This window comes from Aeromicrobium sp. Leaf245 (assembly GCF_942548115.1).
Lineage (GTDB): Bacteria > Actinomycetota > Actinomycetes > Propionibacteriales > Nocardioidaceae > Aeromicrobium.
In genome coordinates this window covers 2,208,452-2,231,299 of sequence record NZ_OW824151.1, presented here as the reverse complement: position 1 = coordinate 2,231,299, position 22,848 = coordinate 2,208,452, and the positions used below count along the sequence as shown (strand labels likewise).

Sequence of the window (22,848 nt, the reverse complement as noted above, 5' to 3'; positions counted from 1 at the left end):
GGGGCGGGGCGCACGGCCTAGGGTGGTGCGGTGGCCAGGATCGAGCACGTCGAGGACCTCGACGACCCCCGTCTCGGCGACTACCTGGACCTGCGGGACGTGCAGATGCGGCTGGCGCACGAGAGCGAGCACGGCATCTACCTCGCGGAGGGGGAGAAGGTCGTGCGCCGAGCCCACGAGGCCGGGCACGAGGCCGCGTCGTTCCTCATGGCACCACGCTGGCTCGACGGTCTCGCCGACGTGCTCGACGCGAGCGACGCGCCGTGCTTCGTCATGGACGAGAAGCGGATCGAGCAGGTCACGGGATTCCACGTGCACCGCGGGGCCCTGGCCGCGATCCGTCGACCCGCACCCCTCTCGCCCGAGGTCGTGCTGGCCGCCGCCCACCGCGTCGTGGTGCTGGAGGACCTCGTCGACCACACCAACGTCGGAGCGGTCTTCCGGGTCGCGGCCGCTCTCGGCTTCGACGCCGTGCTGCTCTCGCCGCGGTGCGCGGACCCGTTCTACCGACGCGCCGTGAAGGTGGCCATGGGTGCGGTGTTCTCGGTGCCCCACGCCCGTGCGGACGACTGGTACGCCACGCCGGCCCTGCTCGCCGAGCACGGCTTCACGACCTACGCCATGACGCTCGCCGACGACGCGGTCTCGCTCGAGGACGTGCACGAGGTGCCCGAACGGCTCGCGCTCGTCGTGGGCTCCGAGGGCCCGGGGCTGACGGCGCACTGGCAGCGCAGCAGCGACGTGCGCGTGACGATCCCGATGGCGGCCGGCATCGACAGCCTGAACGTGGCGACGTCCGTGGCCGTGGCGTGCTGGCACCTGCGCGGTCGGTGACGGACCGACGGGGGAGCGGTCAGTCCTCCTCGATCGACGCCGGGGTGACCGGCCAGTCGTCGGGGTAGGCCTCGGCGAGCTCGTCGTGCCGCTTGTGGAGCTTCTTGCGCGCCTTGGCCGGCACACGGTCGCCGAAGACCGTGCCGAACAGGTGGTCGGTCTCGTGCTGCAGGCAGCGGGCGAGCAGCCCGGTGCCGTGGAACTCCACCGGCCGGCCGGTCTCGTCGAACCCGGTCACGCTCGCGACGTCGGGACGCGAGCACTCCGTGAAGGCTCCCGGGAGCGAGAGACACCCCTCGTCCGCGGTGTCGAGGTTGCGGTCCGCCGTGGCGGGCAGCGTGAGCACCGGGTTCACCACGACGCCCGTGACGCGCACGTCGTCGTCGTCCGGACAGTCGAAGACGAACACCTTGAGGTCGACGCCCACCTGGTTGGCGGCGAGACCGACGCCGTTCGCGGCGTGCATGGTCGCGGTCATGTCGCGCACGAGCGTGGCGAGGGCGTCGTCGAACTCGGTGACGTCCTTCAGCTCGTGGTGCATGACCGGCGTGCCCCACCGGGTGATCGGCAGGACGGTGCCGCCGTCGGGAAGTGGACGGGAAGAGGGGTGCGATGCCACGCGTCACAACGTATCGCGGACCCACTGGCGCCGATGCGTGGACTCCGACCTGTGACGTCGGATACGATCACTACGTCGTACTGCAACTCACAGTTACAGTACGGTCGGACGCAGCACCACCGGCACGACCCCCACCAGCACCATCCCCAGCCGTCCTGGGCGGGAAACCCTCTCGACCCGATCCACCCTTCGTCCCTGTCAAGGAGACCCCGTGGCGAACCGACCAGACCCCATGGGCATCGGTCTTGCGGTGCTCAACCGCATCGCGAGCTCACCGGCCATCGACAAGCTCGGCCTGCGCAAGGCCACCGAGCGCGCCGTCTACCAGGGCGCCAAGTCCGGCTTCCAGGTCGCGGCCAACGCCAACCGCACGTTCAAGCGGGTCAAGGGCTCGGGCAAGCCGAAGCGCCTCGACGCCACGAGCGACAGCGGTCTGTTCGACCTGACGCCCACCGAGGACCAGCAGATGATGGTCGACGTCATCGGCGAGTTCGCGTCCGAGGTCCTGCGCCCCGGTGCCGAGGCCGCCGAGAACGCCGACGACACCCCGAAGGAGGTGCTCGACCAGACCACCGAGTTCGGCCTCACGCTGCTGAACGTCCCCGAGTCCCTCGGCGGGCTCTCCGAGGAGCGCTCGGCCGTCACGGGCGTGCTCGTCAACGAGGCGCTCGCCTACGGCGACATGGGCCAGGCCGTCGCGTGCCTCGCGCCCGCCTCCGTCGCCACGGCCATCTCCCTGTGGGGCACGGATGAGCAGCAGCAGACGTACCTGCCGGCCTTCACCGGCGACGACGTCCCGGCGGCCGCCCTCGCGATCGCCGAGGCGCGCACGCTGTTCGACCCGTTTGAGCTGCAGACGACGGCGACCGCGACCGACGGCGGCTACCGCCTCGACGGCATCAAGTCCGGCGTGGTGCGCGGCACCGAGGCCGAGCTGTTCGTCGTGGGGGCCGTCCTCGACGGCAGTCCGCGGCTGTTCGTCGTGGAGTCCGGCACCAGCGGGATCTCGCTGGCCGCGGACCCCTCCATGGGTCTGCGTGCGGCCGGGCTCACCCGCCTGCGCCTCGACGGCGTCGTCGTCCCCGAGACGGCGCTGCTCGGCTCGACCGACGACTACCGCGAGTGCGTCCGGCTCTCCCGCCTCGCGTGGGCGGCCCTGGCCGTCGGCACCGGACGCGCGGTGCTCGACTACGTCAAGGAGTACGTGAAGACCCGCGAGGCGTTCGGCGAGCCGATCGCCCACCGTCAGGCCGTCGCCTTCATGGTGGCGAACATCGCGATCGAGCTCGAGGGCATGCGCCTCGTGACGCTGAAGGCCGCCTCGCGCGCCGAGCAGGGTCGCGACGCCTCCCGCGAGATCGCCCTCGCCCGCCGCCTGGCGAGCGAGTACGGCATGAAGATCGGCACCGACGGCGTCCAGCTGCTCGGTGGGCACGGCTTCGTCAAGGAGCACCCGGTGGAGCGGTGGTACCGCGACCTGCGGGCCGTCGCAGTCCTGGAAGGAGCAGTCCTCGTCTGAGGGCGGACCACATCATGATCAATCTCGACACTCCCAAGAAGTTCCGCGGGTTCGTCCAGCAGGCCCACGAGGTCGCCGACAACTTCCTGCGCGCCAACTCCCGCAAGTACGACCTCGCCGAGCACTCCTACCCCAAGGAGCTCGACCTGCTCGCCTCGCTGATCGACGGCATGGGCGACTCCGGCCAGGGCCAGGGCGCCGGTGCGGCCGGCGTCCGCCGCACCGAGGACGAGGAGATCAAGGGCAAGGGCAAGAACGCCGTCAAGAACGGCACCAACCTCTCGTCGGTCCTCTCCGTCATCGAGATGTGCTGGGGCGACGTCGGACTCCTGCTGTCGATGCCGCGCCAGGGCCTGGGCAACTCCGCCATCGCCTCCGTCGCGACCGACGAGCAGCTCGAGAAGTTCAAGGGCACGTGGGCGGCCATGGCGATCACCGAGCCGGGCTGCGGATCGGACTCCGCGGCCATCCGCACCACGGCGATCAAGGACGGCGACGAGTACGTCCTCAACGGCGAGAAGATCTACGTGACCTCCGGCGAACGGGCCGACTCCGTGGTCGTGTGGGCCACGCTCGACCCCAAGCTCGGTCGCGCGGCGATCAAGAGCTTCGTGGTGCCGAAGACCCTGCCCGGCATCCGGGTCGAGCGTCTCGAGCACAAGCTCGGCATCCGGGCGTCCGACACGGCCGTCATCGTGCTCGACAACTGCCGTGTGCCGGCCGCGAACATCCTCGGCAACGAGGAGATCGACACCAAGCAGGGCTTCGCCGGTGCGATGGCGACCTTCGACAACACCCGGCCGCTCGTGGCCGGGATGGCCGTCGGCGTCACGCGGGCCGCCTTGGAGCTCACCCGCGAGCTCCTCGAGGATGCGGGCGTGGTCGTCGACTACGACCGTCCCGCGACGTCGCAGTCCTACGCGGCGGCGACCTTCCTGCAGATGGAGGCCGACTACGAGGCGGCGCTGCTCCTGACCCTCGAGGCGGCCTGGCTGGCGGACAACCGCAAGCCGAACTCCATGGAGGCCTCCATGTCCAAGGCCAAGGCCGGTCGGGTCGGCAACGAGATCACGCTGCGCTGCGTCGAGCTCGCCGGCACCCTGGGCTACGGCGAGACCGAGCTGCTCGAGAAGTGGTCGCGCGACTCCAAGATCCTCGACATCTTCGAGGGCACGCAGCAGATCCAGCAGCTCATCGTCGCTCGACGACTGCTGAACCTCACGTCGTCCCAGCTGCGCTGAGACCCGACGTCCCCGGGTCCGAGGCCCCGTCACCGCGGTGACGGGGCCTCGGCGTGTGCGGGGGAGGCCGCGGTAGGACCCCCACCTAGGATGTGCGCATGGATCGGGAGCTGCCGCCGGACTTCGACGTCGACTACCAGCTGACACGGCTGGTACGGCAGGTCCGTGCGCGCTCGCTGCGCAACCTGGCCTCGATCCACGAGGAGCTCGACTACAGCACCTTCGTGCTGCTGCTCGCCGTCGTCGACGCCGGCACGGGCGAGGGCGAGGGGGTGCGAGCCTCCGAGCTCGCGGACTCGCTGCACGTGCACAAGTCGACGGTGAGCCGCGCGGTCCGACTGCTGGAGACGATGCAGCTGGTCGACCGCACGCCGCACCCCGAGGACGGGCGCGCCCACGTGCTGAAGGCGACGCCGGAGGCCACGCGCCGCGTCGACGCCTACCGCGAGAACAGCCACGCCCGCCTCGCGGCCGCTTTGGAGCACTGGGAGCCCACCGAGCTGCGCACCTTCGCACAGCTCCTGGGCCGGCTCAACGACGCCCTCGGCGTGGAGGACTGACCGTCCCACGGGACCGCGCAGCGGCGCTGGCACGGTGTGCGAGGATCGACGGCATGACCTCCAAGCCTGAAGTGGACTTCATCGAGGGCCCCGCGCCCACAGAGCTGCAGATCAAGGACATCGTCGTCGGCGACGGCGCGGAGGCGACGCCCGGCGGCGTCGTCGACGTGCACTACGTCGGCGTCGAGTTCGACACCGGTGAGCAGTTCGACGCCTCCTGGGACCGCGGCCAGTCCGCGCGCTTCCCGCTCACGAGCCTCATCGGCGCCTGGCAGCAGGGCATCCCCGGCATGAAGGTCGGCGGACGCCGCCAGCTCGTGTGCCCGCCCGAGCTCGCCTACGGTCCCGCCGGTGGCGGCCACCGCCTGTCGGGCAAGACCCTCGTGTTCGTCATCGACCTGATGGGCGTCGGCTGACCGCCCGTCCCCACCCGATCCACCACGACGCCCCGCGACCACCTCGGTCGCGGGGCGTCGTCGTCAGACGGCGAGGTCGTCGAGCATGCGCCGCAGCCGCTTGACCGAGACCGGCCGGGACGTCCCGAGGTTCTGCGCCACGACGCTCACGCGCAGCTCCTCGAGCGCCCAGCGCACCTCCTCGACGTCGGCAGCGTGCCGACGCAGGTCGCCGAGCCCGTCGGTCCGGTCGTGGAACTCGGCCTCGAGCTCCTGCACGCGCAGCAGCTGCTCGTTCGCAGGAGTGGCCAGCCGACGCCGTGCTGCCTCGAGGTAGACGTGCAGACGCCGCACCTGGCCGACCCCGAGCTCGCGGACGAACCCCGGGTGGACGAGCCAGCTGAGCTGCACCCGCACGTCCTCCGCGGCCTCGCCCGGACCCTGGGGCTGCACCTGGGCGAGCTTCTCGAGGGCGCGCAGCACGTCGCGGAGCACCGCGGCGGTCGCGTCGTGCACCTCGGACCGGGCCTTCTCGCGCAGCGCCGCGAACGCGGCCTCGTCCCACACCGGGCCACCGTGCCGGGTCACCAGGTCGTCGAGTGCCGCGAGGCGGCAGTCGTCGAGCACGGCCGCGGCGTCCCGGTACGGGGAGGAGGCGAGCAACAGCTTCTGGCGAAGGTCGAGGGTGCGACCGAGCGACGGCGTGGTCGTGGGTGTGCCCAGGGCCAGCAGCCGTGCCTGGGCGCGCACCATGGCCACGTGCTGCTCTGCCTCGGTGTCGAGCACCGTGAGCGTCACCGAGGCACCGGCGTCGACCAGCGCGGGGTAGCCAGTCACCTGGCCCGCGGGAACGGTGCGCTCGATCGTGCCGACGTCCCACGACGTGATGCCCGTGCGCTCGGCCGCGGCGGCCACCTGCTCGAGGTCGCGACGCACGACGTCGCTCAGCTCGGCCCGCAGCGCCTCCAGGTCACGACCCCGCGCGATCTCGGCGCCGTCGTCGACCACGCGGAACGTGACCACCAGGTGCTCGGGGACGGCGGAGAGGTCGAAGTCGTCGGGGGTGACGAGGGTGCCCGTGCGCTGCCGGATGCCGCGCACCAGCTGCTCGAGGAGCGGGCCACCCGAGGGGTCCAGCACCTCGACCAGCGCAGCGGCGTGGTCCGGTACCGGCACGAGCTCGCGGCGCAGACGCTTCGGCAGCGAGCGGACGAGCGCGACCACCAGCTCGGCGCGGTGTCCGGGCACGTTCCACAGGAACTCGGCCGGGTCCACCGACAGCAGCGCGTCGACCGGGACGTCGACGATCACGCCGTCGGTGTCGCTGCCGGGCTCGAAGGCGTAGGACACCTGGTACTCGGCCGACTGCGACGTCCACGTGGTGGGGAAGTCCCGTTCCAGGTCGCCGACGTCGGCCAGGAGCGAGTCCGGGTCGAGGTCGAGCAGGTCCGGGGTCTCGCGCGAGGTCTTCTTCCACCACGCGTCGAAGTGCCGCACGGAGACGACGTCGGCCGGGACCCGTCCGTCGTAGAACGCGAAGAGGGTCTCGTCGTCGACCCGCAGCCCACGCCGACGCACCCGGTCCTCCACGGCCTCCGCGGCCTCGATGCGCTCGGCGTTCCGCTTCACGAACCCGTGCTGCGTGCGCCACTCGCCCTGCACCAGCGCGTGCCGGACGAACAGCTCGCGCGCCAGGACCGGGTCGTGGCGCCCGAGCGGGACCAGCCGATCGACGACGAGCGGGATCCCGTAGAGCGTGACCCGCTCCTTGGCCATGGCCGCGCCGCGGCGTGCCGACCAGTGCGGCTCCGCGTACTGGCGCTTGACCAGGTGCGGTGCGGCCTTCTCCACCCACTCCGGCTCGACGCGGGCCACGGTGCGCCCCCACAGACGTCCGGTCTCGACCAGCTCGCCGGCCACCACCCAGCGCGGGGGCTTGCGCGCGAGCGCGGAGCCCGGGAACACCATGAAGCGTGCGCCGCGTGCGCCGAGGAACTCCTTGGAGTCCTCCTGGCGCACGCCCACGTGGGACAGCAGGCCGGTGAGCAGGGCACGGTGCACGTCGGCGGGGTCGGCGCCCACCTTCCCGGGCTTCATCCCGAGGTCGCGGACGGTGCGGCGCAGCTGGGCGTGCACGTCCTGCCACTCGCGGATCCGCAGGTAGTGCAGCAGCTCGTCGCGGCACAGGCGCCGGAACGCGCTGCTGCTGAGCTCGTCACGTCGCTCGCGCACGTACTCCCAGAGCACGAGCCAGGACAGGAAGTCGGAGTCGGGGCTGCGGAAGCGGGCGTGCAGCTGGTCGGCCCGGGCCTGGTGCTCGGCCGGCCGCTCGCGCGGGTCCTGGATGGACAGCCCGGCGACGATCACCAGCACGTCGGCCAGGCAGCCCTGGCGGTCCGCGGCCAGGAGCATGCGTGCCATGCGAGGGTCGGTCGGCAGGCGCGACATCGTCCGCCCGAGCCGTGACAGGCGCGGGCGTCCGTCCCGGCCCTCCTGCAGCGCGCCGAGCTCGGCCAGCAGCGCGCGTCCGTCCCCGACGGCACGGCGGTCCGGCGGGTCGAGGAACGGGAAGTCCTCGACGTCGCCGAGGTCGAGGGCGGCCATCTGCAGCAGGACGGATGCGAGGTTGGTGCGCAGGATCTCCGGGTCGGTGTACTCGGGCCGCCCGTCGTGGTCGTCCTCGGCGTAGAGCCGGATGCAGATGCCGTCCGCCACACGACCGCACCGTCCGGCGCGCTGGGCCGCGCTGGCCCGCGAGACCGGCTCGATCGGCAGCCGCTGGACCTTCAGCCGCTGGCTGTAGCGGGAGATGCGGGCGTAGCCTGTGTCGACCACGTAGCGGATGCCCGGCACCGTCAGCGACGTCTCCGCCACGTTCGTCGCCAGCACGATGCGACGCCCCGGGTGCGAGGCGAAGATCTTGGCCTGGTCCTGGGCCGCCAGCCGCCCGTAGAGCGGCAGGATCTCCGTCTGGCGCCAGCGCAGACCCTCGAGGTGCGCCGCGGCGTCGCGGATCTCGCGCTCCCCGGACAGGAAGACCAGCACGTCGCCCTCGCGGGGGAGCTCGGAGATGGCCGCGGTGATCCCGTCGAGCATGCCGTCGTCGGGATCGGTGAGGGGGCGGTACCGCACCTCCACCGGGTACGTGCGGCCACTGACCTCGACGACCGGTGCGTCGTCGAACATCGCCGAGAACCGACCGACGTCGATCGTCGCCGAGGTGACCACGACCTTCAGGTCGGGACGACGGGGGAGCAGCTGCTTGAGGTATCCCAGCAGGAAGTCGATGGCGAGGCTGCGCTCGTGGGCCTCGTCGACGATGACGGTGTCGTAGCGGCGCAGGTCACGGTCGTGGTGGATCTCGCTCAGCAGCAGGCCGTCCGTGACCAGCCGGATCTGCGTCTCGCCGCTCGTGCGGTCGTCGAACCGGACGGCGTAGCCCACCTCCTGGCCCAGCTCGACCTCGCACTCCTGCGCGATGCGGGCCGCCACCGAGCGGGCCGCGATCCGTCGGGGCTGCGTGTGCACGATGCGTTCGCGGCCGAGGAGCCGCGCGATCTTCGGCAGCTGCGTGGTCTTGCCCGACCCAGTCTCCCCGGCGACGACCACGACCTGGTGGTCACGCAGGGCCTGGGCGATGTCGTCGGCCCGGTCCGCGATCGGCAGGCCGGGAGCGACCTCGATCTTCATCCCCCCGCCCATCACACCGCCCATCACCGCAGTCCCAGCCGGTCGCCGAGCAGCAGGACACCGACGAAGGCGAACACGTCGAGCAGCGTGTGGGCGACCACGAGGGGCGCGAGGCGGCGGGTCCGGTGGTACCAGTAGCCGAACACCAGACCCATGACGAGGTTGCCGAGGCCCTGGCCGAAGCCCTGGTAGAGGTGGTAGCTGCCACGGATCACGGCGCTCGTCCAGATGACGGCCCAGGGGCCCCAGCCGAGCTGGCGGAGCCGGGTGAAGAGGTAGCCGACCATGACGACCTCCTCCAGCACGCCGTTCTGGAAGGCGGCCAGGACGAGCACGATCGCCGTCCACCAGTACACGTTCTCGGGGACGGTGAGCACCTCGGCGGTCACGCCCAGCGCACGTCCTGCCAGGTAGAGCCCGATGCCGGGGAGCCCGATGACGGCCGTCAGGCCGATGCCCTCGGCCACCACGCGACGTCGGCTGCTGCCGGTGAGCCCCAGCCTGCGCAGCACGCCCGGGCCGTCACCGGCGAGCAGGAAGAGGGCGAGCGCGACGGGGACGAGCGCGAAGCCGATCCCGAGCAGCTGGTAGGTCACGTCCAGCCACTCGCGGTCGCTGCGTGAGGAGTTGAGGGTGGCGGTCGCGTCGCGCAGCGGCCCGCGGGTCAGGGCCGCCACCAGGCTGAGCACCGCGTAGACCGCGGACTGTCCGAGGGACAGCCCCAGGACCAGCCAGACCTCGGCCCGGATGCGCGAGCGGCCCGGGGTGTGCGCCGCGGTCACAGGTCGTCGGTGGCGAAGGTGTCGCACTGGTTGGCGGTACCGCCCTCGTAGCCCCGCAGGAACCAGCGCTGGCGCTGCTCGCTCGAGCCGTGCGTCCAGGAGTCGGGGTTCACCGTGGCGCCCGAGGACTGCTGGATGTGGTCGTCACCGACGGCGGCAGCGGCCGACAGCGCCGACCGGACGTCGGCCTGCGTGAGTGGCTTCAGCAGGGTGTTGCCGTCCGCGTCCTCGGTGGTCGCGGCGTGGTGGGCCCACACCCCGGCGAGGCAGTCGGCCATGAGCTCGACCCGCACCCCGCCACCGGTCGCTCCGCTGCCGTCCTGCGCGCGTCCGAGCAGGCCGAGGACGTGCTGCACGTGGTGGCCGTACTCGTGCGCCACCACGTACTCCTGCGCCAGCGCGCCGTCGTCGGCCCCGAAGCGGCTCGAGAGCAGCTCGAAGAAGGTCGCGTCCATGTAGACGCGCTCGTCGGACGGGCAGTAGAACGGCCCCGTCTGGTTCGAGGCGGTGCCGCACGCGGACTGCGTGCTCCCGGAGTAGATGACCGTCTGCGCCGCTCGGTACTGACGGCCGACGTCGGCGGGGAGGGCGTCGTTCCAGTAGTCCTGGACGCTGTTGACGGTGCCGATGATCCGGCAGGTGTCGTCGCGGTTGGCGTCGGCGCCGGTCCGGCACTGGCTGAAGTCCTCGGTGGACTCCTCGCCCTGGGCGGCGACCTGGCTGGTGTCGAACGGGTTGCTCGACCCTCCCGTGACGCTGCTCAGGTCGACGCCGAAGAAGAGACCGATGAGCAGGACGACGATGCCGCCGACACCCCCGCCGATGACGGCCCCGCCGCGGGCCCGGCCCCCGGTGACCTGGCTGGTGTCGAGGCGAGCGCCCTCGTTGAAGCTCATGGCAGAAGTCTACGCAGCGTGATCAGCGACTCGGCGCTCTCGACCGGCCGACGCCCTCGCGCTCACCTACGCTCGGCCCGTGAGCACCTCCCTGACCGACCCCACCGGACCTGCGTTGTCGTCGGACCCCGCTGCCGACGAGGAGCGCCGTCGTGGCCTGCGCCGGATGCGGGTCGTCGCGACGTCGCTGCTCGTGGTCGCCGCGATCGTGTTCCTGCTGACGCGGGAGCGCGACGGCGCGTGGGGCTACGTGAACGCCGCGTCCGAGGCGGCCATGGTCGGCGCGATCGCCGACTGGTTCGCCGTCACGGCGCTGTTCCGTCACCCGTTGGGGCTGCCGATCCCGCACACGGCGATCATCCCGCGACGCAAGGCGTCGCTCGGGGCCAGCCTGCAGGAGTTCGTCACGGAGAACTTCCTGCGCCCGGAGGTCGTCAAGGAACGACTCGAGTCCGCCGAGCTGACCCGACGCACGGGTGTCTGGCTGGCCGACGGCGACCACGCGGCCCGGCTCGTGCGCGAGGGGTCGAAGATCACGGCCCACGCCCTCACCCGCGTGCGACCGGAGGACGTGGCCGCGCTCGTGGAGGAGGCGATCATCCCGCGTCTCGTCGAGGAGCCGCTCGCGCCGGTCGCCGGCAAGCTGCTGGGTGACGTCCTGGCCGAGCGCGCCCACGTGGGCATGGTCGACCTCGTCCTCGACGAGCTGCACGCGTGGCTGCTCGACAACGCCGACGAGGTGAGCGCGCTCGTGGGGGAGCGGGCACCGTGGTGGACCCCGCAGTGGGTCGACGAGCGCGTGGGCGCCCGCCTGCACCTCGAGGCCGTCTCCTGGGTGAGCGAGATCCGCAGCCAGCCCGACCACCGCGCCCGCCGCGCGTTGGACGGCTGGCTCGGCCGCCTCGCCGACGACCTGGAGGACGACGCCGAGACCCAGCAGAAGTTCGAGCGGCTCAAGACCCGCATGCTCAACCAGCCGCAGGTCACCCGCACGGGCGTCGCCGTGTGGGACGCCCTGCGTCGCGCCCTCATCGACACGCTGCAGGACGAGGAGGGGATGCTGCGGCGCCGCGCTCTGCAGGAGCTGCAGAACCTCGCCGTCCGCCTCCAGGAGGACGAGGCCCTCCAGGCACGCGGCGACCGGGTCGTCTCCGAGGCCGTCGCCTACATGGTCGACCACTACGGAGGCGAGGTCGCGACGATCATCTCCGCCACCGTCGACCGCTGGGACGGTGACGAGACGGCCCGCAAGGTCGAGCTGCACGTGGGTCGCGACCTGCAGTTCATCCGGATCAACGGCACCGTCGTCGGCGGTCTCGCGGGCCTGGTCATCCACACGGTCTCCCACCTCGTCTGAGCGGGGGTGGGGGTGCTGGGCGCTCACGGACCGGCTGGTACAGTTCCTGACTGCACCACGGATCCTCAGGGTCCACGTCCGGGTGGCGGAATTGGTAGACGCGCTAGCTTGAGGTGCTAGTGGCCCGATAGGGCTGTGGGGGTTCAAGTCCCCCCTCGGACACGTTGAAGGGACCGGCCCACTGGGCCGGTCCCTTCGTCGTTCCGCATCCGCCCGGCGCAGACGGCGACCTCAGTGCTTGAACGGGTTGAACGTCCTGCCCAGGACGTACTGGAGGCGGAACGGCACCGGCCGCATGCCGTGGGAGAGGACCTTGTTGACAAGGCCGGGCACGCACACGGGCTTGCCTGCGTTGACCGACGCCCACCCCGCGCGCACGACGGCCTCGGGCTCCTGCCAGAGGACGGACGGAAGCGCGGAGGCGGCCTCCGCGCTTCCCATCGTCTGGTGGAACTCGCTGTGGGTGAACCCGGGACAGAGCGCCGTGACGTGGACGCCGAAGGGCTTGAGCTCCATGTCCAGCGCCTGGGACATGTCGAGGACGTAGCTCTTGATGCCGGTGTAGAGCAGGCTCTCGCCGGGCGGGGCGAAGGCCGCGAGGGAGGACAGGTTGACGATCCGACCCCAGCGCCGCTGCTTCATGCCCGGGACGACGAGGTGCGTCAGCTCGGTCACGGCGGTCACCATCACCTGGAGCTCGGCAGCCAGCGAGTCCCACGGGGTCTCGGCGAAGGCGGTGCTGCCCGACATGCCGGCGTTGTTGACGAGGACGTCGACGACGAGTCCCCGGTCCTCGACGAACGCCATGATCGCCCTCGGCGCGTCCGGGTCGCTCAGGTCCGCGGCGAGGACCTCGCAGCGCACGCCGTGGGCGTCGGTGAGCTCCTGGGCGAGCTCGTCGAGCCTGTCCTTGCGTCGGGCGACGAGGACGAGGTCCAGACCCTCGGCCGCGAGGGTGCGGGCGAAGGTGGCACCGATGCCGGCGGATGCTCCGGTGACGAGTGCGGTACGGGTGGGAACGGTCATGAGGTCTCCTTCGAGCGGGTCGGCGTCGGGGGTACGTGTCGCAGGAGGAAGGCGAGCTGGTCCGAGACGACCGTCTCGAACAGGGGCTCGACGTAGGGATCGAAGTGGCCGCCGTCGTAGACGTGGACGGTGGACCGTCGGATCGTGGCCGCGGCCCGCTCCGCGACACGTCGGGGAGTGATCGCGTCCTGCGAGACGATCTGGACGAGCGCCGGGCACTCGATGCCGGCCGCCCAGCGGCGAGGTGAGTACGCGCCGATGCTCAAAGCGATGCGTGCCGCGACCGTTCGGGGATAGGCGTCCTCCGACAGGCCGGACTCGTGCACGAGCCGGAGCATCCCGGCGTAGGCGTCGGGGGAGGTCATCATCGCGGTGCGGCCCGGGACGTCGACGCTCGCGATGTAGACGGGGTCGCGGCCCAGTCGAGCACCGACGACGTCGCGGACGCCCGGCACGACGGCACGTAGGGCGGCGCGCAGCCCGGTCGACCTGACAGCGGCGGGGCCACTGACGTGGGGGACCTGGGCGATGATCGCCGCCAGAGGCTCTCCCTGCCCGGCGATGGTGATGACGTGGCCACCGGCGAAGGAGGTGCCCCACGCCACGACGCGACTGCGATCGACTCCGTCGAGGGACCTGGCGTGCCCGAGGGCCGCCCGCCAGTCCTGGTGCTGCATGGCGATGTCCAGCACCTGTCGTGGCTCGCCGTCGCTCTCACCGAAGCCGCGGTAGTCGAAGACCACGACGACGTACCCGGCTGCGACAAAGCGCTCGGCGTAGGCGTAGAGCCGGAGCGCACGCACCGACCCGAACCCGTGGGCCATCACCACGACGGGACGCTCCTGCGGAGCGCCGGAGGGTCGGTACACCCGAGCGGCACAGCGGGTGCCGGAGGAGTCGAACCACTCCTCCGACGTCGTGAAGGCGTCGCTGGACGCGACCATGGTGGGCTCCTCGTCTGCGGCGGCTGCTGTCTTGAACAACGATCAAGAACGTACTTGGTTCTTGAACGGCGTGCAAGATACAGTGACGCATGCCTCGGAACCGCCGCCCCCGTGATCGCGAGGAGAAGTCCACCGAGATCGTCGTGGCAGCAGCGACGCTGTTCGCCGACGACGGGTTCGAGAACACGTCGATGGCCAAGGTCGCCCGTGCCGCCGGGGTCACCACCACGACCATCTACTGGTACTTCGAGGACAAGGACGCCCTCCTGGTGGCGGTCCTCGACCATCTCCTGGGGCAGGCGCTCCAGGGCGCGGAGGAGCACGTCGAGCAGCCTTTGACCGATCGGCTCCTGTGGGTCGTCGAGCGCCTCACCAGGCAGAGTCGGCTGGTGACGACCGTGCACTCGCTGGCCACCTCGTCCCCGAGGGTCGAGGCGTGGCACTCCGCTTTCCACGAGCTGACGGACGCCATCCTCGCCGACGGGTTGCGGCACGCAGGCGTTCCCGAGACCCAAGTGCCCGCGATGACGCGTCTGGGGGTCTTTGCCGTCGAGGGACTGCTCATGCATCCGCTGCCGGTCGAGGAGCAGCGCGCCGTCCTCGACGCGTTCTCGAACGGACACCGAGGTCGCTGAGCTCCGGTACCGTCGCGTCGGCGCCGCGGGTCCGGGCTCAGCCCTCGGACCGGGAGCGGATCTCGCTGCGCCGATCGACGATCTCGGCGGCCACCTCGCTGAGCTTGACGTTGCGGCCCTGGGAGAGACGCGTGAGGTAGGCGAACGCGGACTCGGCGTCGATGTCGAAGACCGTCATCAGGACTCCCTGGGCCTGTCCGATGGTGGTGCGGTTGTCGACGGCGCGCATGAGGTGGGCGCGCTCCTGCGCCGCGGCGAGGGCGACGGACGCGTGGGCCCCGAGGACGCTGAGGGCGTCCACGTCGCTGGTGCTGAAGGCGTCGCGGCGCCGGGCGTACACGTTCAAGGAGCCGTAGCGCCGGTCGCCGACGGCCAGGCGAACGCTCAGGGAGCTGGAGTAGCCGCGGTCCTCGGCGTAGACACCCCACTGCGGCCACCGGGGGTCGTGGGCCGCGTCGCCGGTGAAGAGGACGGAGGTGTCGGTGCGCACCACGTCGAGGCACGGTCCCTCGTCCAGCTCGGCCTGTCGGGCGTGCGCCTCGTTCACGACGCGTGAGGTGCTGACCGGAGTCTCGATCCGTCCGCGCGCTCGCAGGAGCAGGATGCCCGAGTCGTCGGCGTCCACGGCCCGACAGGCGTACTGCCCGATGCTCTCGAGAGCCTCCGTGTCGGTCTGCGGACTCAGCTCCACCGCCATCGTGGAGAAGAGCTGCTGGAGTTCCATGGTGTCGACCTCCGCTGGCTGGGTCCAGGGCACCGGGCCCGGCGCCTGGAGGGCGCCCACGAGCGCGGGCACCACCGGGCACGTACCCGGTGAGGACCGGAACTCACGGTGCCGATCGCAGGAGCCTCGTCGCCTACACCGACAGCGCGCGGACGTCCTGGCTGATCCCCTCGTCGGTGGTGCGCAGGAACACGACGTGGCCGAACTCGAGGTGGGACCAGTCGTCCTCGCCGTCGGTCAGGGGCTCGGAGGCGAAGATGGCCGACGTCGCCTCCTCGGGCGAGTACTGCCCGAACCCGTAGGTCCCGGCATCGTGCTCGAAGTCGCGTCCCGCCGACAGGTACATCGGCTCCAGCAGCATCGACAGCGCGAAGTCGTCGGTACCCGGTCCGGCCTTGCGCAGCTCGCGCCAGTCGCCCTCGGGCGCGGTCTCGCCCTGGTGCCCGAGCCCGGCGTTGACGCCGATGATGCGTCCGGGCGCGACGAGCGCCATCTTCAGCTTGGTCAGAGCCGGGAGGTCGAGGGTCTCCATCGCCTTGGCCACGAGCCGCAGCAGCTCCTCCACCGCGAGCTGCACGCCGTCGTCGCTGTCCTCCTTCAGGAGGGAGAGCAGCAGGACGTACAGGAACTCCGTGTCGGTGGTCCCGCGCATCTGGCTGAGGAACTCGTCCTTGCAGTGCTGCAGCAGTTCACGCTGCAGGAGCTGCCAGCCCGGCAGGTCGCCGTTCTGGGCGATGATCCACGGGGCGCCGTCGAACGAGAAGGGATGGCAGTTCTCGTCGGCCAGCACGCAGCTCGCGTCGTAGTTGGCGGCCCGCACGTGGGCCAGCAGCGTGCTGGCCTGCAGGCTGGGGACGATGCCGGGCGCGTTGTCGTCGTAGAACGCCGCCATCGGCCGGTGGTAGAGCAGGGGCTCGTCGGGCTTCAGCAGGTGCTCGCTCCAGATGCCGAACCCCCACCCGGCCAGCTGGAGCTGCGGGTGACGCTCCGGGTCGAGCGACTGGTTGACCAGACTGTTCTCCGGCGTGAGCAGCAGGCTCTCGACGGGGACCTCCGGCCCGATGTAGGCGAGAACTCGGCACATGGGCGTCCCTCACTGGTGGTCGGCTCCGGCGAGAGGTCGCCGCGGATGCGGCGCGTCCGATCGGGCGCGAGCCTCCGAGCCTACGGCTCGGAGCAGATCCTGCACGTCGCTGCGCGCCGCACGCACGAGCGCCCCTGGCGACCGTGGTCTTCAGGGGCGCCCGCGCTCGCGCTCAGTCCTGCGTGCGCTCGTCCTTCTTGGCCTCGACGAGGTCGTCCAGCACCTCGGCGTCGGCGTGCGCCTCGGTGGCGGCCTCCTTGGCCTTCTTCGCCTCGTCCAGGCCGGCCTTGGCCTTCGTCCGGGCCGCCTTCTTCTTGGCCTCCGCCGCGGTGGCGACACGCTTCTTGCGCTGCTCGACGGTCTCGGTGCGGCGCGCGGCGACCTCGTCGGCGGCGACCTTCTTCTCCGACGCCTTGGCCTGGGCCTTCCGTGTGGCCTGCTGCTTGCCCTGCTCCTCCGCCTTCGTCGCCTCGGTGGCGCCGGTGGCGACGCGCTCGGCGGCCGCCTGACGCTTCCGCTCGGCCTCGCGGCGACCGTCTGCGGCGACGCGCTCGGCCGCCGCGCGACGCTCGTCGGCCTGCTTCTGGAGGCGGGCGGCCTCGACGAGGGCGTCGACCCGCTCGATGCGGGCGGTCCCGCGCGCGGCGAGGGCGTCGTGGTGCAGGAGCGTCCCGGCCGCGCGGTCAGCGGTGCCGATCGTGCGGTCCACCGTCAGGCGAACGGCCGACGACTCCGGCAGGCGCGACGTCAGTCCCCGGTCGATCACGGTGAGGGGCAGTCGTGCTGCTGCGTAGGGCAGGGCGATGAGGGTGCTGATCATGGTCATCCTTGGCTCGGGTCCTGGTCGCGCAGCTGCGCGGCCTGTCGTGCGGCGGCGTCGGCCTCGCGCTCGAGACGCGCTCGGTCCTCGGCGGCCTGACGCTCGGTGGTGGCGGCGTCGGCGGCCAGCGCCTCGGCGTCGCCCACGGCCGTCTCGGCCAGGTCCTCGGCGCGCTGCTCGGCGGCCTGACGCCCGACCGCCTCCTGCTGCGCCGCCTCGTGCTCGGCGGCGACGTGCTGCTCCTGGCGCTCACGGTCGACGGCACGCTGGGCGGCGTCGGCCTGGTCGTTCGCGGCCTCCTGGTGCGCCGCAGCCTCGTGGTTCGTCTCCCGGAGCTCGCGAGCGGCCTCCTCGCGCTTGGCGTCGGCGACGGCCTTCTCGGCCACGGCGTCCTTGCGGTGGGCGGCCTCGGCCTGCTGGAGCTGGCCCTCCTCGGCGAGGTCGTCACGGCCCGTCACCGCACCGACGACCTCCTTGGCCTTGCCGGCGATGTTGTCCAGCAGGCCCTCGCGGGCCTCGGCTGCTGTGTCGTCCTTGTCGTGGGTCATGGGGACGACGTGCCCACCCCGCCCCGAACCATGCAGTCCTTCACGTGTGACCTCGCACTCAGGGCCGCCGGGACGGGCTCAGGGGATGATCCGGGCCTCGCGGTAGCGCTCGAGGTGGTGGAAGAAGCTCTCACGGGTGTCACGGAACCCCAGGAAGCCGGCCGCGCGGCTCTTGTTCATGTCGGTCACGCACTCGATCGAGCGTCCCAGGTCGCCGTCGGTGTGCCACCAGGAGGCCACACGGCCGAGGTCGGGCTCCGCCAGGCCGTGCTTCTCCGCGAGGTCGCGCCATGCGTCCTCCATGCCGGCCATGGCCACCTCCAGCGGGCGCGGCTCGACCTCGAAGCCCTCCCACGGGACGCCGAAGTGCTCCGCGATGCGCGGCCACAGGGTCCGCCACCGGAAGACGTCACCGTTGGCGATGTTGAACGCCTGGTCCCGACCCGCGTCGTGGGTCGCCGCCCAGACGATCTGCTCCGCGAGCAGGTCCGCGTCGGTCACGTCGGTGAGACCGTCCCACTGCTGCTGCGACCCGGGGAAGACGAAGGTCAGCCCCAGCTCGCGGCACAAGGCGGCGTAGGCCGCGACCGTGAGCGTGAGGTTCATGGCGTTGCCGGTGGCGAAGCCGAGGACGGTGTGCGAGCGGTGGACGCTCCACGTGAAGCCGTCGCGCTCGGCCGCCGCGAAGAGCTCGTCCTCCTGGGCGTAGTAGAAGTTGGGGTGGTCCAGGCGCGGCTCCTCCTCGCGGAAGGGGGTGTCCGGGACCTCGCCCGTCCCGTAGGCCTCGAACGGGCCGAGGTAGTGCTTGAGCCCCGTCATGAGGGCCACGTGCTGCACGGAGCCGGACGGCGCGAGGGCAGCCAGCAGGTGTCGCACGGCACCCGCGTTCACCCGGATGTTCTCCTCCTCGGTGTCCTGTCGCGTCCACGCCGTGATGGCGACGAGCTGCGGGTCGACGCCCTCCAGCGCTCGCACCAGGCCGTCGGGATCGCCGAGGTCGGCAGCCACCGGCGTGACGCCGTCGGGCGCACGGCCACTGCGCGAGAGGCCGAAGGTCTGCCAGCCATCGGCCGCCAGCGTCGCGGCGAGGGTCTGGCCGACGATGCCGGAGGCACCGACGACGAGGGCACGGCGGGCAGGAGCGTCAGTGGTCACGGAGATCCTTCGGTGGGGGAGGACCCGACGCGGAGGCGGACGGGCCCATCGCCATCGTGCGTGGTCGCTCCACACGGCGCGCGTCGTCCGCTCCGGACGCGGCGCGTCGACCCTCCCGGACCGAGAGGGTCGACGCACGCCGCCGGGCGGCGGGACCTGGGCTGCCGAGGCCGCTCAGGGGTTCATGCGGTACACCTTCACGCTGTCGACCACGTAGTCGAAGGCGTCCTTGGTGTACTGCTGGTCGGGCATGCCCCAGTAGGACGAGCCGACCTGCATGTTCAGACGGATGTTGAACGGGCTGTCGAACGCGCTCTCGGCCCAGGGCACCTCCTCGACCGGGATGGTCGACAGCACCTGGCCGTCGTACGTGAACTGCATGCAGTCGGGCGTCCAGTTGAAGCCGTAGGTGTGGAAGTCCGAGTACACGCCGGGCGACTTCGACGCCCAGTTCGTGTGGGCCCAGGAGTACCACTCGCCTCGCTGCTTGCCGAGGTTGGTGTCCTCCCACAGGGTCGTCGTGTACGAGCCCGCGGGGTTCCAGCGCTGGATGGACTCGCCTCCGTACGCCTCCATGATGTCGATCTCGCCGTTGGTCCTGTCGCCGCGGAGCCAGAAGGCCGGCCAGACACCGCGCGTCATCGTGTGGCCGGTCGGCAGCTTCGCGCGCATCTCCCAGCGGCCGTACTTCTGCGAGAACTTGCCGATCGTGTCGATGTAGCCGGTGTCGTACCAGCGTTCCCTGATGCCGGTGCTCACCGTCGCGGCGCTGCTGCGACGTCGGCCCTCGATCGTCATCGTGCCGTCCGAGACGTCGATCGCGTCCTTCGTCAGGTACGCGGCGTCGAAGGACAGGTGGGTCTTGTCCCGCACCCGCCACTTGCCGGGATCGAGACTCGTGCCGGTGAACTCGTCGGAGAACGCGAGCGTCCGCTTGCTCGGGACGTTGAGGTCGTTGCACGTCTGCGTCGAGGTGCTCGGCGGAGGCGTCGGCTCAGGTGTCGGGGTCGGCGTCGGGGTGGGTGTCGGGGTGGGTGACGGCGTCGGGGTCGGGGTGGGTGACGGCGTCGGGGTGGACGTCGGCGTCGGGGTGGGCGTCGGAGTCGGAGTGGGTGACGGAGTCGGAGTGGGTGACGGCGTCGGAGTGGGTGACGGCGTCGGAGTGGGTGACGGCGTCGGGGTGGGTGACGGCGTCGGGGTGGGTGACGGCGTCGGCGTCGGGGTGGGCGTCGGCGTCGGGGTGGGCGTCGGCGTCGGAGTGGGCTTGGGTGTTGGTGACGCCGTCGGCGTGGGGGTGGGCGTGGGCGTCGTTGCCGGATCGGTGACCGTCACCGTGGCGCGCCGGAAGCGCAGGGCCTCGCCGGCCGCGAGGCCGTCGCCCCGGTACACGACGCGGATGCGGCTGCCGGCGCGCTCGGTGCGCAGCTGCGCGCCGAGCCACACCCACGCACCGGCGGAGTCGCGGACACCGGCGAACGACTGGAGGATCGAGCCGTCCGGGGCGACCTCCTGCAGCGTCATCCGCACCGGTCTCACGGACCCGGCGACGTCGACCTGGCTCGCCACGTGCACCAGCGAGCCCGCCGACCTGACCGACTCGGTCGAGGTCCGCGACGTCGCCGTCACGTCGTCACCGGACGACCGGGTCTGCACCTGGCACGCGGGCTCGGCGCCTGAGAGCGCGGTGACGCTGGCATTGACCGACGGGGTCCACCCCGTGGCGCCGGACGTGCAGCCCGGGTTGGGGATCCACTCGCCCGGCTTCGCGGGCGGCTCGACCACGGTCACCTTCAGGGAGCGGACGAAGAGGTGCTGGCGGCCCTTGGCCTTCAGGTTGAACGCCCGCACCGTGATGCGGCTGTCGTCACGCCCGATCGTGAGGGTGGTCGTCAGGGTCCGGTAGCGCACCGAGCTCTTCACGAGCGGGCTGGTCCGCCAGCGAGGGGCCGACGCGACGGCGGCGTGCTCCTGGGCGCGGAGGGCGATCCGGCCGGCGCTGCTGCTGGCGCGCACCTGGGCCGAGACCGTGACCCGGGTGCCGGCGGCGAAGGTCGTGGGGCTCACGCCGCTGCGCACGTTGATCGACTTCGTGCGGCGCGAGGTGTTGGTGACCGCGAGCGACCTGGCCGACCCCGACGAGCCCACGCTCAGACGAGCCCCCGCGTTGGGGTACCAGTACGCGCGGCCCTGCCGGAAGTCGTGGTTGCGGACGACGTCCGCCGTCGTGGGGGTCCAGACGGTCGCCGACGTCGGCGCCTCGCTGGTCTGACCGCCCACCGCGGGGGTGCCGAGCACCCCCACGGTGACGATCCCCGAGATCAGCACGACGCATCCCCGTCGTGCTGCGGACATCCCGGTGACGGTGCGTTCTCCCATGGCATGCCACCTCGTGTGTGTTGTTGTTCTCTCCCAGACGCGGTGCTGCGGTCTCCCATCCGCCCACCACGCTGCGCCGACTCAACCACACTTCGGGACTTTAGTCCCGACAAAGTTCAGAATTGATCGGAAAAGGACCCGGATAAACCCGGGCGAGTTTCTCGAGGTCGAGAACTCAGGCCGGAAGAAGTCGGCCGATGAAGGACTCGAGCTGCTCGATCGTGCTGCAGGCGTGCATCGGCACGACCTCGGCGTACTCGGGCGCCACGGAGTCGCCGAGGCCCCAGCGGGACGCGTGCTCGGGGTTGAGCCAGAAGGTGCGTCGCGCGCGGTCCACCACGGCGGCCAGGGCCGGAAGTCCCAAGGGCTGGTTGTTGTTGCGGGCGTCTCCCAGGATGAGCACGCTCGTCCGTGGTCCGACGGCTTCGAGGTGGGTCGTGGCGAAGTCGGCGAACGCCTCGCCGTAGTCGCTGGAGGTGTGCCACGAGGTCACGCGTGCCTCCTGCGCGATGCGATCGGCAAGGTCTCCGCCGTCCTTGACGATGTCGGTGACCTCCGCCGTGGCGTTCACGAAGGCGAACACCCTGATCTTGCTGAACTGGTCGCTCAGTGCGCGGACCAGCAGCATCGTGAAGGCGGAGAAGCCGGCCACCGACCCGGAGACGTCGCACAGCAGCACCAGCTCCGGACGACCCGGGTGGGGCCGCGCGTGCACGGGGACGATCGGCACGCCACCGGTGCCCATGGCGCGCCGCATGGTGCGCCGGACGTCGATCCGACCTCGGCGCGCGGCTCGGCGACGAGCGGACAGCCGGGTGGCGAGCCGCCGGGCCAGGGGGCCGACGGCCGAGCGCAGGTCCTCCAGCTGCTGACGGTTGGCACTCAGGAAGTCGATGTGGTCGCTCGTGGCGCGCACCGCGTGCCGGGTCACGACGTCACGCCCCCGCGACTCGGCCGTGCGTCGCCGTGCCTCCGCGGCCACCATCTGGCGGAACGCCTCGACCAGTCGGCGCACCTCGTCGCGCTCGAGCCGGTCGGTGAACGGCGCCTCGGCCGGCGCCTGGGGCGGCGCCGCCGAGCCCTGACCGGTCCCGGACCCACGTGCGGACCCGCTCCCCGGCCCCCCGGACCCGCGGAGCCCGAGCGCCGCGGCGATCGTCGTCTGCGGTGCCAGCCGGTCGAGGGTCTGAAACGCCGACCATCCCTCGGTCCGCGTGCCGGCGCTGCCCACGACGCCGAGGGCGTCCACCGCCAGCTCGGCCACCTGCTCCAGCGTCCGCAGGTCGCCGTCGGCCAGGGCCATGGCCAGGAGGTCGCGCAGGTCCTGGGCGTCCACGGGACCCTCGTGCTCCTCGACGGCGGCCGAGACACCCACCCCGGCGGGGAAGTACAGGTCGAAGGTCATGTCGAACACCTCGCGCTGGCCGCTGCGCCGCATCAGGGCCGCGGCGAGCCCCTCCCGCAGGAGCGTCCGGTCCTGCAGCCCCAGCACCGTGGCCACCTGGCCGGCATCCACCACCTCGCTGGTCCCGATGCGCAGCCCCTTCGACCGCAGGGCGCCGGCGAAGGCCACCAGGCGGGCGGCCAGGTCCTCCCCGGCGGCCAGACCGGCGGTCGCTCCCGACTCGTCGTTCGACACGGCT

General features: G+C 71.6%; 20 protein-coding genes and 1 tRNA gene. 8 read left to right on the top strand and 13 right to left on the bottom strand.

Going from position 1 to position 22,848, the window contains the following annotated elements; translation table 11 throughout:
* Positions 1–30: 30 nt before the first annotated feature.
* Positions 31–834 carry an RNA methyltransferase gene (locus NBW76_RS11025; protein WP_055968106.1) on the top strand — a complete coding sequence of 268 codons (804 nt, stop codon included), beginning with the start codon at positions 31–33 and terminating at the stop codon, positions 832–834.
* A gap of 19 nt (positions 835–853) precedes the next feature.
* On the opposite strand, the gene def is transcribed toward NBW76_RS11025, so the two are convergent.
* Positions 854–1,453, bottom strand: coding sequence for a peptide deformylase (gene def, locus NBW76_RS11020; RefSeq protein ID WP_055968109.1), 600 nt, complete (start codon positions 1,451–1,453; stop codon positions 854–856).
* A gap of 211 nt (positions 1,454–1,664) precedes the next feature.
* Here def and NBW76_RS11015 point away from each other — a divergent pair, with 211 nt between their 5' ends.
* The 4 genes from NBW76_RS11015 to NBW76_RS11000 all read left to right on the top strand — a co-directional run bounded on the left by NBW76_RS11015 (position 1,665) and on the right by NBW76_RS11000 (position 5,189).
* The gene (locus tag NBW76_RS11015) at positions 1,665–2,972 is read left to right on the top strand and encodes an acyl-CoA dehydrogenase family protein (protein ID WP_235492964.1); all 1,308 of its coding nucleotides are present in this window, start codon (positions 1,665–1,667) and stop codon (positions 2,970–2,972) included.
* Positions 2,973–2,986: 14 nt separating this feature from the next.
* A complete protein-coding gene (locus tag NBW76_RS11010) occupies positions 2,987–4,213 on the top strand; it encodes an acyl-CoA dehydrogenase family protein (protein ID WP_055968117.1) in 1,227 nt (408 codons plus the stop codon).
* 98 nt (positions 4,214–4,311) lie between these two features.
* Complete coding sequence (locus tag NBW76_RS11005; RefSeq protein WP_055968120.1) at positions 4,312–4,773, top strand: MarR family winged helix-turn-helix transcriptional regulator; 462 nt, start codon at positions 4,312–4,314, stop codon at positions 4,771–4,773.
* A gap of 53 nt (positions 4,774–4,826) precedes the next feature.
* Positions 4,827–5,189 carry an FKBP-type peptidyl-prolyl cis-trans isomerase gene (locus tag NBW76_RS11000; RefSeq protein WP_055968123.1) on the top strand — a complete coding sequence of 121 codons (363 nt, stop codon included), beginning with the start codon at positions 4,827–4,829 and terminating at the stop codon, positions 5,187–5,189.
* 63 nt (positions 5,190–5,252) lie between these two features.
* Here NBW76_RS11000 and hrpA read toward each other — a convergent pair whose 3' ends face one another.
* Genes hrpA through NBW76_RS10985 form a run of 3 tightly spaced genes read right to left on the bottom strand, consistent with a single transcriptional unit; the run spans position 5,253 to position 10,536 of the window.
* Positions 5,253–8,858 carry an ATP-dependent RNA helicase HrpA gene (gene hrpA / locus NBW76_RS10995; RefSeq protein WP_056554929.1) on the bottom strand — a complete coding sequence of 1,202 codons (3,606 nt, stop codon included), beginning with the start codon at positions 8,856–8,858 and terminating at the stop codon, positions 5,253–5,255.
* A 23-nt stretch (positions 8,859–8,881) separates the two neighbouring features.
* On the bottom strand, positions 8,882–9,640 hold the full coding sequence (locus NBW76_RS10990) for a CPBP family intramembrane glutamic endopeptidase (protein WP_055968129.1): 759 nt from the start codon (positions 9,638–9,640) through the stop codon (positions 8,882–8,884).
* A complete protein-coding gene (locus NBW76_RS10985; RefSeq protein ID WP_056554586.1) occupies positions 9,637–10,536 on the bottom strand; it encodes a neutral zinc metallopeptidase in 900 nt (299 codons plus the stop codon). The genes NBW76_RS10990 and NBW76_RS10985 overlap by 4 nt, the downstream gene beginning before the upstream one ends.
* Positions 10,537–10,615: 79 nt before the next feature.
* On the opposite strand from NBW76_RS10985, the gene NBW76_RS10980 reads away from it, so the two are divergent.
* Positions 10,616–11,893: a DUF445 domain-containing protein gene (locus NBW76_RS10980; RefSeq protein ID WP_056554590.1), complete on the top strand. Its 1,278-nt coding sequence runs from the start codon at positions 10,616–10,618 to the stop codon at positions 11,891–11,893.
* 76 nt (positions 11,894–11,969) lie between these two features.
* Positions 11,970–12,055 (top strand) — tRNA-Leu (locus NBW76_RS10975).
* Positions 12,056–12,124: 69 nt separating this feature from the next.
* Here NBW76_RS10975 and NBW76_RS10970 read toward each other — a convergent pair.
* Both NBW76_RS10970 and NBW76_RS10965 read right to left on the bottom strand, forming a co-directional pair.
* The gene (locus tag NBW76_RS10970) at positions 12,125–12,919 is read right to left on the bottom strand and encodes an SDR family oxidoreductase (RefSeq protein WP_056554593.1); all 795 of its coding nucleotides are present in this window, start codon (positions 12,917–12,919) and stop codon (positions 12,125–12,127) included.
* Entirely contained in the window at positions 12,916–13,863 is a 948-nt protein-coding gene (locus NBW76_RS10965) for an alpha/beta hydrolase (protein ID WP_056554596.1), read from the bottom strand. The genes NBW76_RS10970 and NBW76_RS10965 overlap by 4 nt, the downstream gene beginning before the upstream one ends.
* An 89-nt stretch (positions 13,864–13,952) precedes the next feature.
* Between NBW76_RS10965 and NBW76_RS10960 the strand changes: the two genes are divergently transcribed.
* A complete protein-coding gene (locus NBW76_RS10960; RefSeq protein ID WP_055968147.1) occupies positions 13,953–14,498 on the top strand; it encodes a TetR/AcrR family transcriptional regulator in 546 nt (181 codons plus the stop codon).
* Positions 14,499–14,535: 37 nt separating this feature from the next.
* Here NBW76_RS10960 and NBW76_RS10955 read toward each other — a convergent pair whose 3' ends face one another.
* From NBW76_RS10955 to NBW76_RS10925, 7 genes are all read right to left on the bottom strand, one after another.
* Positions 14,536–15,222 carry a GAF and ANTAR domain-containing protein gene (locus tag NBW76_RS10955; RefSeq protein WP_156364789.1) on the bottom strand — a complete coding sequence of 229 codons (687 nt, stop codon included), beginning with the start codon at positions 15,220–15,222 and terminating at the stop codon, positions 14,536–14,538.
* Positions 15,223–15,355: 133 nt separating this feature from the next.
* Positions 15,356–16,306, bottom strand: coding sequence for a class II glutamine amidotransferase (locus NBW76_RS10950; protein ID WP_055968154.1), 951 nt, complete (start codon positions 16,304–16,306; stop codon positions 15,356–15,358).
* A gap of 172 nt (positions 16,307–16,478) precedes the next feature.
* Positions 16,479–17,126 carry a hypothetical protein gene (locus NBW76_RS10945; protein ID WP_055968157.1) on the bottom strand — a complete coding sequence of 216 codons (648 nt, stop codon included), beginning with the start codon at positions 17,124–17,126 and terminating at the stop codon, positions 16,479–16,481.
* A 2-nt stretch (positions 17,127–17,128) separates the two neighbouring features.
* The gene (locus NBW76_RS10940) at positions 17,129–17,674 is read right to left on the bottom strand and encodes a hypothetical protein (RefSeq protein WP_055968160.1); all 546 of its coding nucleotides are present in this window, start codon (positions 17,672–17,674) and stop codon (positions 17,129–17,131) included.
* Positions 17,675–17,752: 78 nt separating this feature from the next.
* Positions 17,753–18,829, bottom strand: a complete 1,077-nt coding sequence (locus NBW76_RS10935; protein ID WP_055968163.1) for an SDR family oxidoreductase — start codon at positions 18,827–18,829, stop codon at positions 17,753–17,755.
* Positions 18,830–19,003: 174 nt separating this feature from the next.
* The gene (locus tag NBW76_RS10930) at positions 19,004–21,205 is read right to left on the bottom strand and encodes a family 16 glycosylhydrolase (protein ID WP_156364790.1); all 2,202 of its coding nucleotides are present in this window, start codon (positions 21,203–21,205) and stop codon (positions 19,004–19,006) included.
* Between the two features lie 175 nt (positions 21,206–21,380).
* Complete coding sequence (locus NBW76_RS10925; protein WP_082481917.1) at positions 21,381–22,844, bottom strand: VWA domain-containing protein; 1,464 nt, start codon at positions 22,842–22,844, stop codon at positions 21,381–21,383.
* Between the last annotated feature and the right edge of the window lie 4 nt (positions 22,845–22,848).

Coding starts and splice junctions, on each gene's coding strand:
- NBW76_RS10945 (WP_055968157.1), bottom strand. CDS start 17,126: ATGATCAGCACCCTCATCGCCCTGCCCTACGCAGCAGCACGACTGCCC.
- NBW76_RS11005 (WP_055968120.1), top strand. CDS start 4,312: ATGGATCGGGAGCTGCCGCCGGACTTCGACGTCGACTACCAGCTGACA.
- NBW76_RS10940 (WP_055968160.1), bottom strand. CDS start 17,674: ATGACCCACGACAAGGACGACACAGCAGCCGAGGCCCGCGAGGGCCTG.
- NBW76_RS11000 (WP_055968123.1), top strand. CDS start 4,827: ATGACCTCCAAGCCTGAAGTGGACTTCATCGAGGGCCCCGCGCCCACA.
- NBW76_RS10970 (WP_056554593.1), bottom strand. CDS start 12,919: ATGACCGTTCCCACCCGTACCGCACTCGTCACCGGAGCATCCGCCGGC.
- NBW76_RS10965 (WP_056554596.1), bottom strand. CDS start 13,863: ATGGTCGCGTCCAGCGACGCCTTCACGACGTCGGAGGAGTGGTTCGAC.
- NBW76_RS10955 (WP_156364789.1), bottom strand. CDS start 15,222: ATGGAACTCCAGCAGCTCTTCTCCACGATGGCGGTGGAGCTGAGTCCG.
- NBW76_RS10960 (WP_055968147.1), top strand. CDS start 13,953: ATGCCTCGGAACCGCCGCCCCCGTGATCGCGAGGAGAAGTCCACCGAG.
- NBW76_RS11010 (WP_055968117.1), top strand. CDS start 2,987: ATGATCAATCTCGACACTCCCAAGAAGTTCCGCGGGTTCGTCCAGCAG.
- NBW76_RS10930 (WP_156364790.1), bottom strand. CDS start 21,205: ATGGGAGAACGCACCGTCACCGGGATGTCCGCAGCACGACGGGGATGC.
- NBW76_RS10950 (WP_055968154.1), bottom strand. CDS start 16,306: ATGTGCCGAGTTCTCGCCTACATCGGGCCGGAGGTCCCCGTCGAGAGC.
- NBW76_RS10985 (WP_056554586.1), bottom strand. CDS start 10,536: ATGAGCTTCAACGAGGGCGCTCGCCTCGACACCAGCCAGGTCACCGGG.
- hrpA (WP_056554929.1), bottom strand. CDS start 8,858: ATGAAGATCGAGGTCGCTCCCGGCCTGCCGATCGCGGACCGGGCCGAC.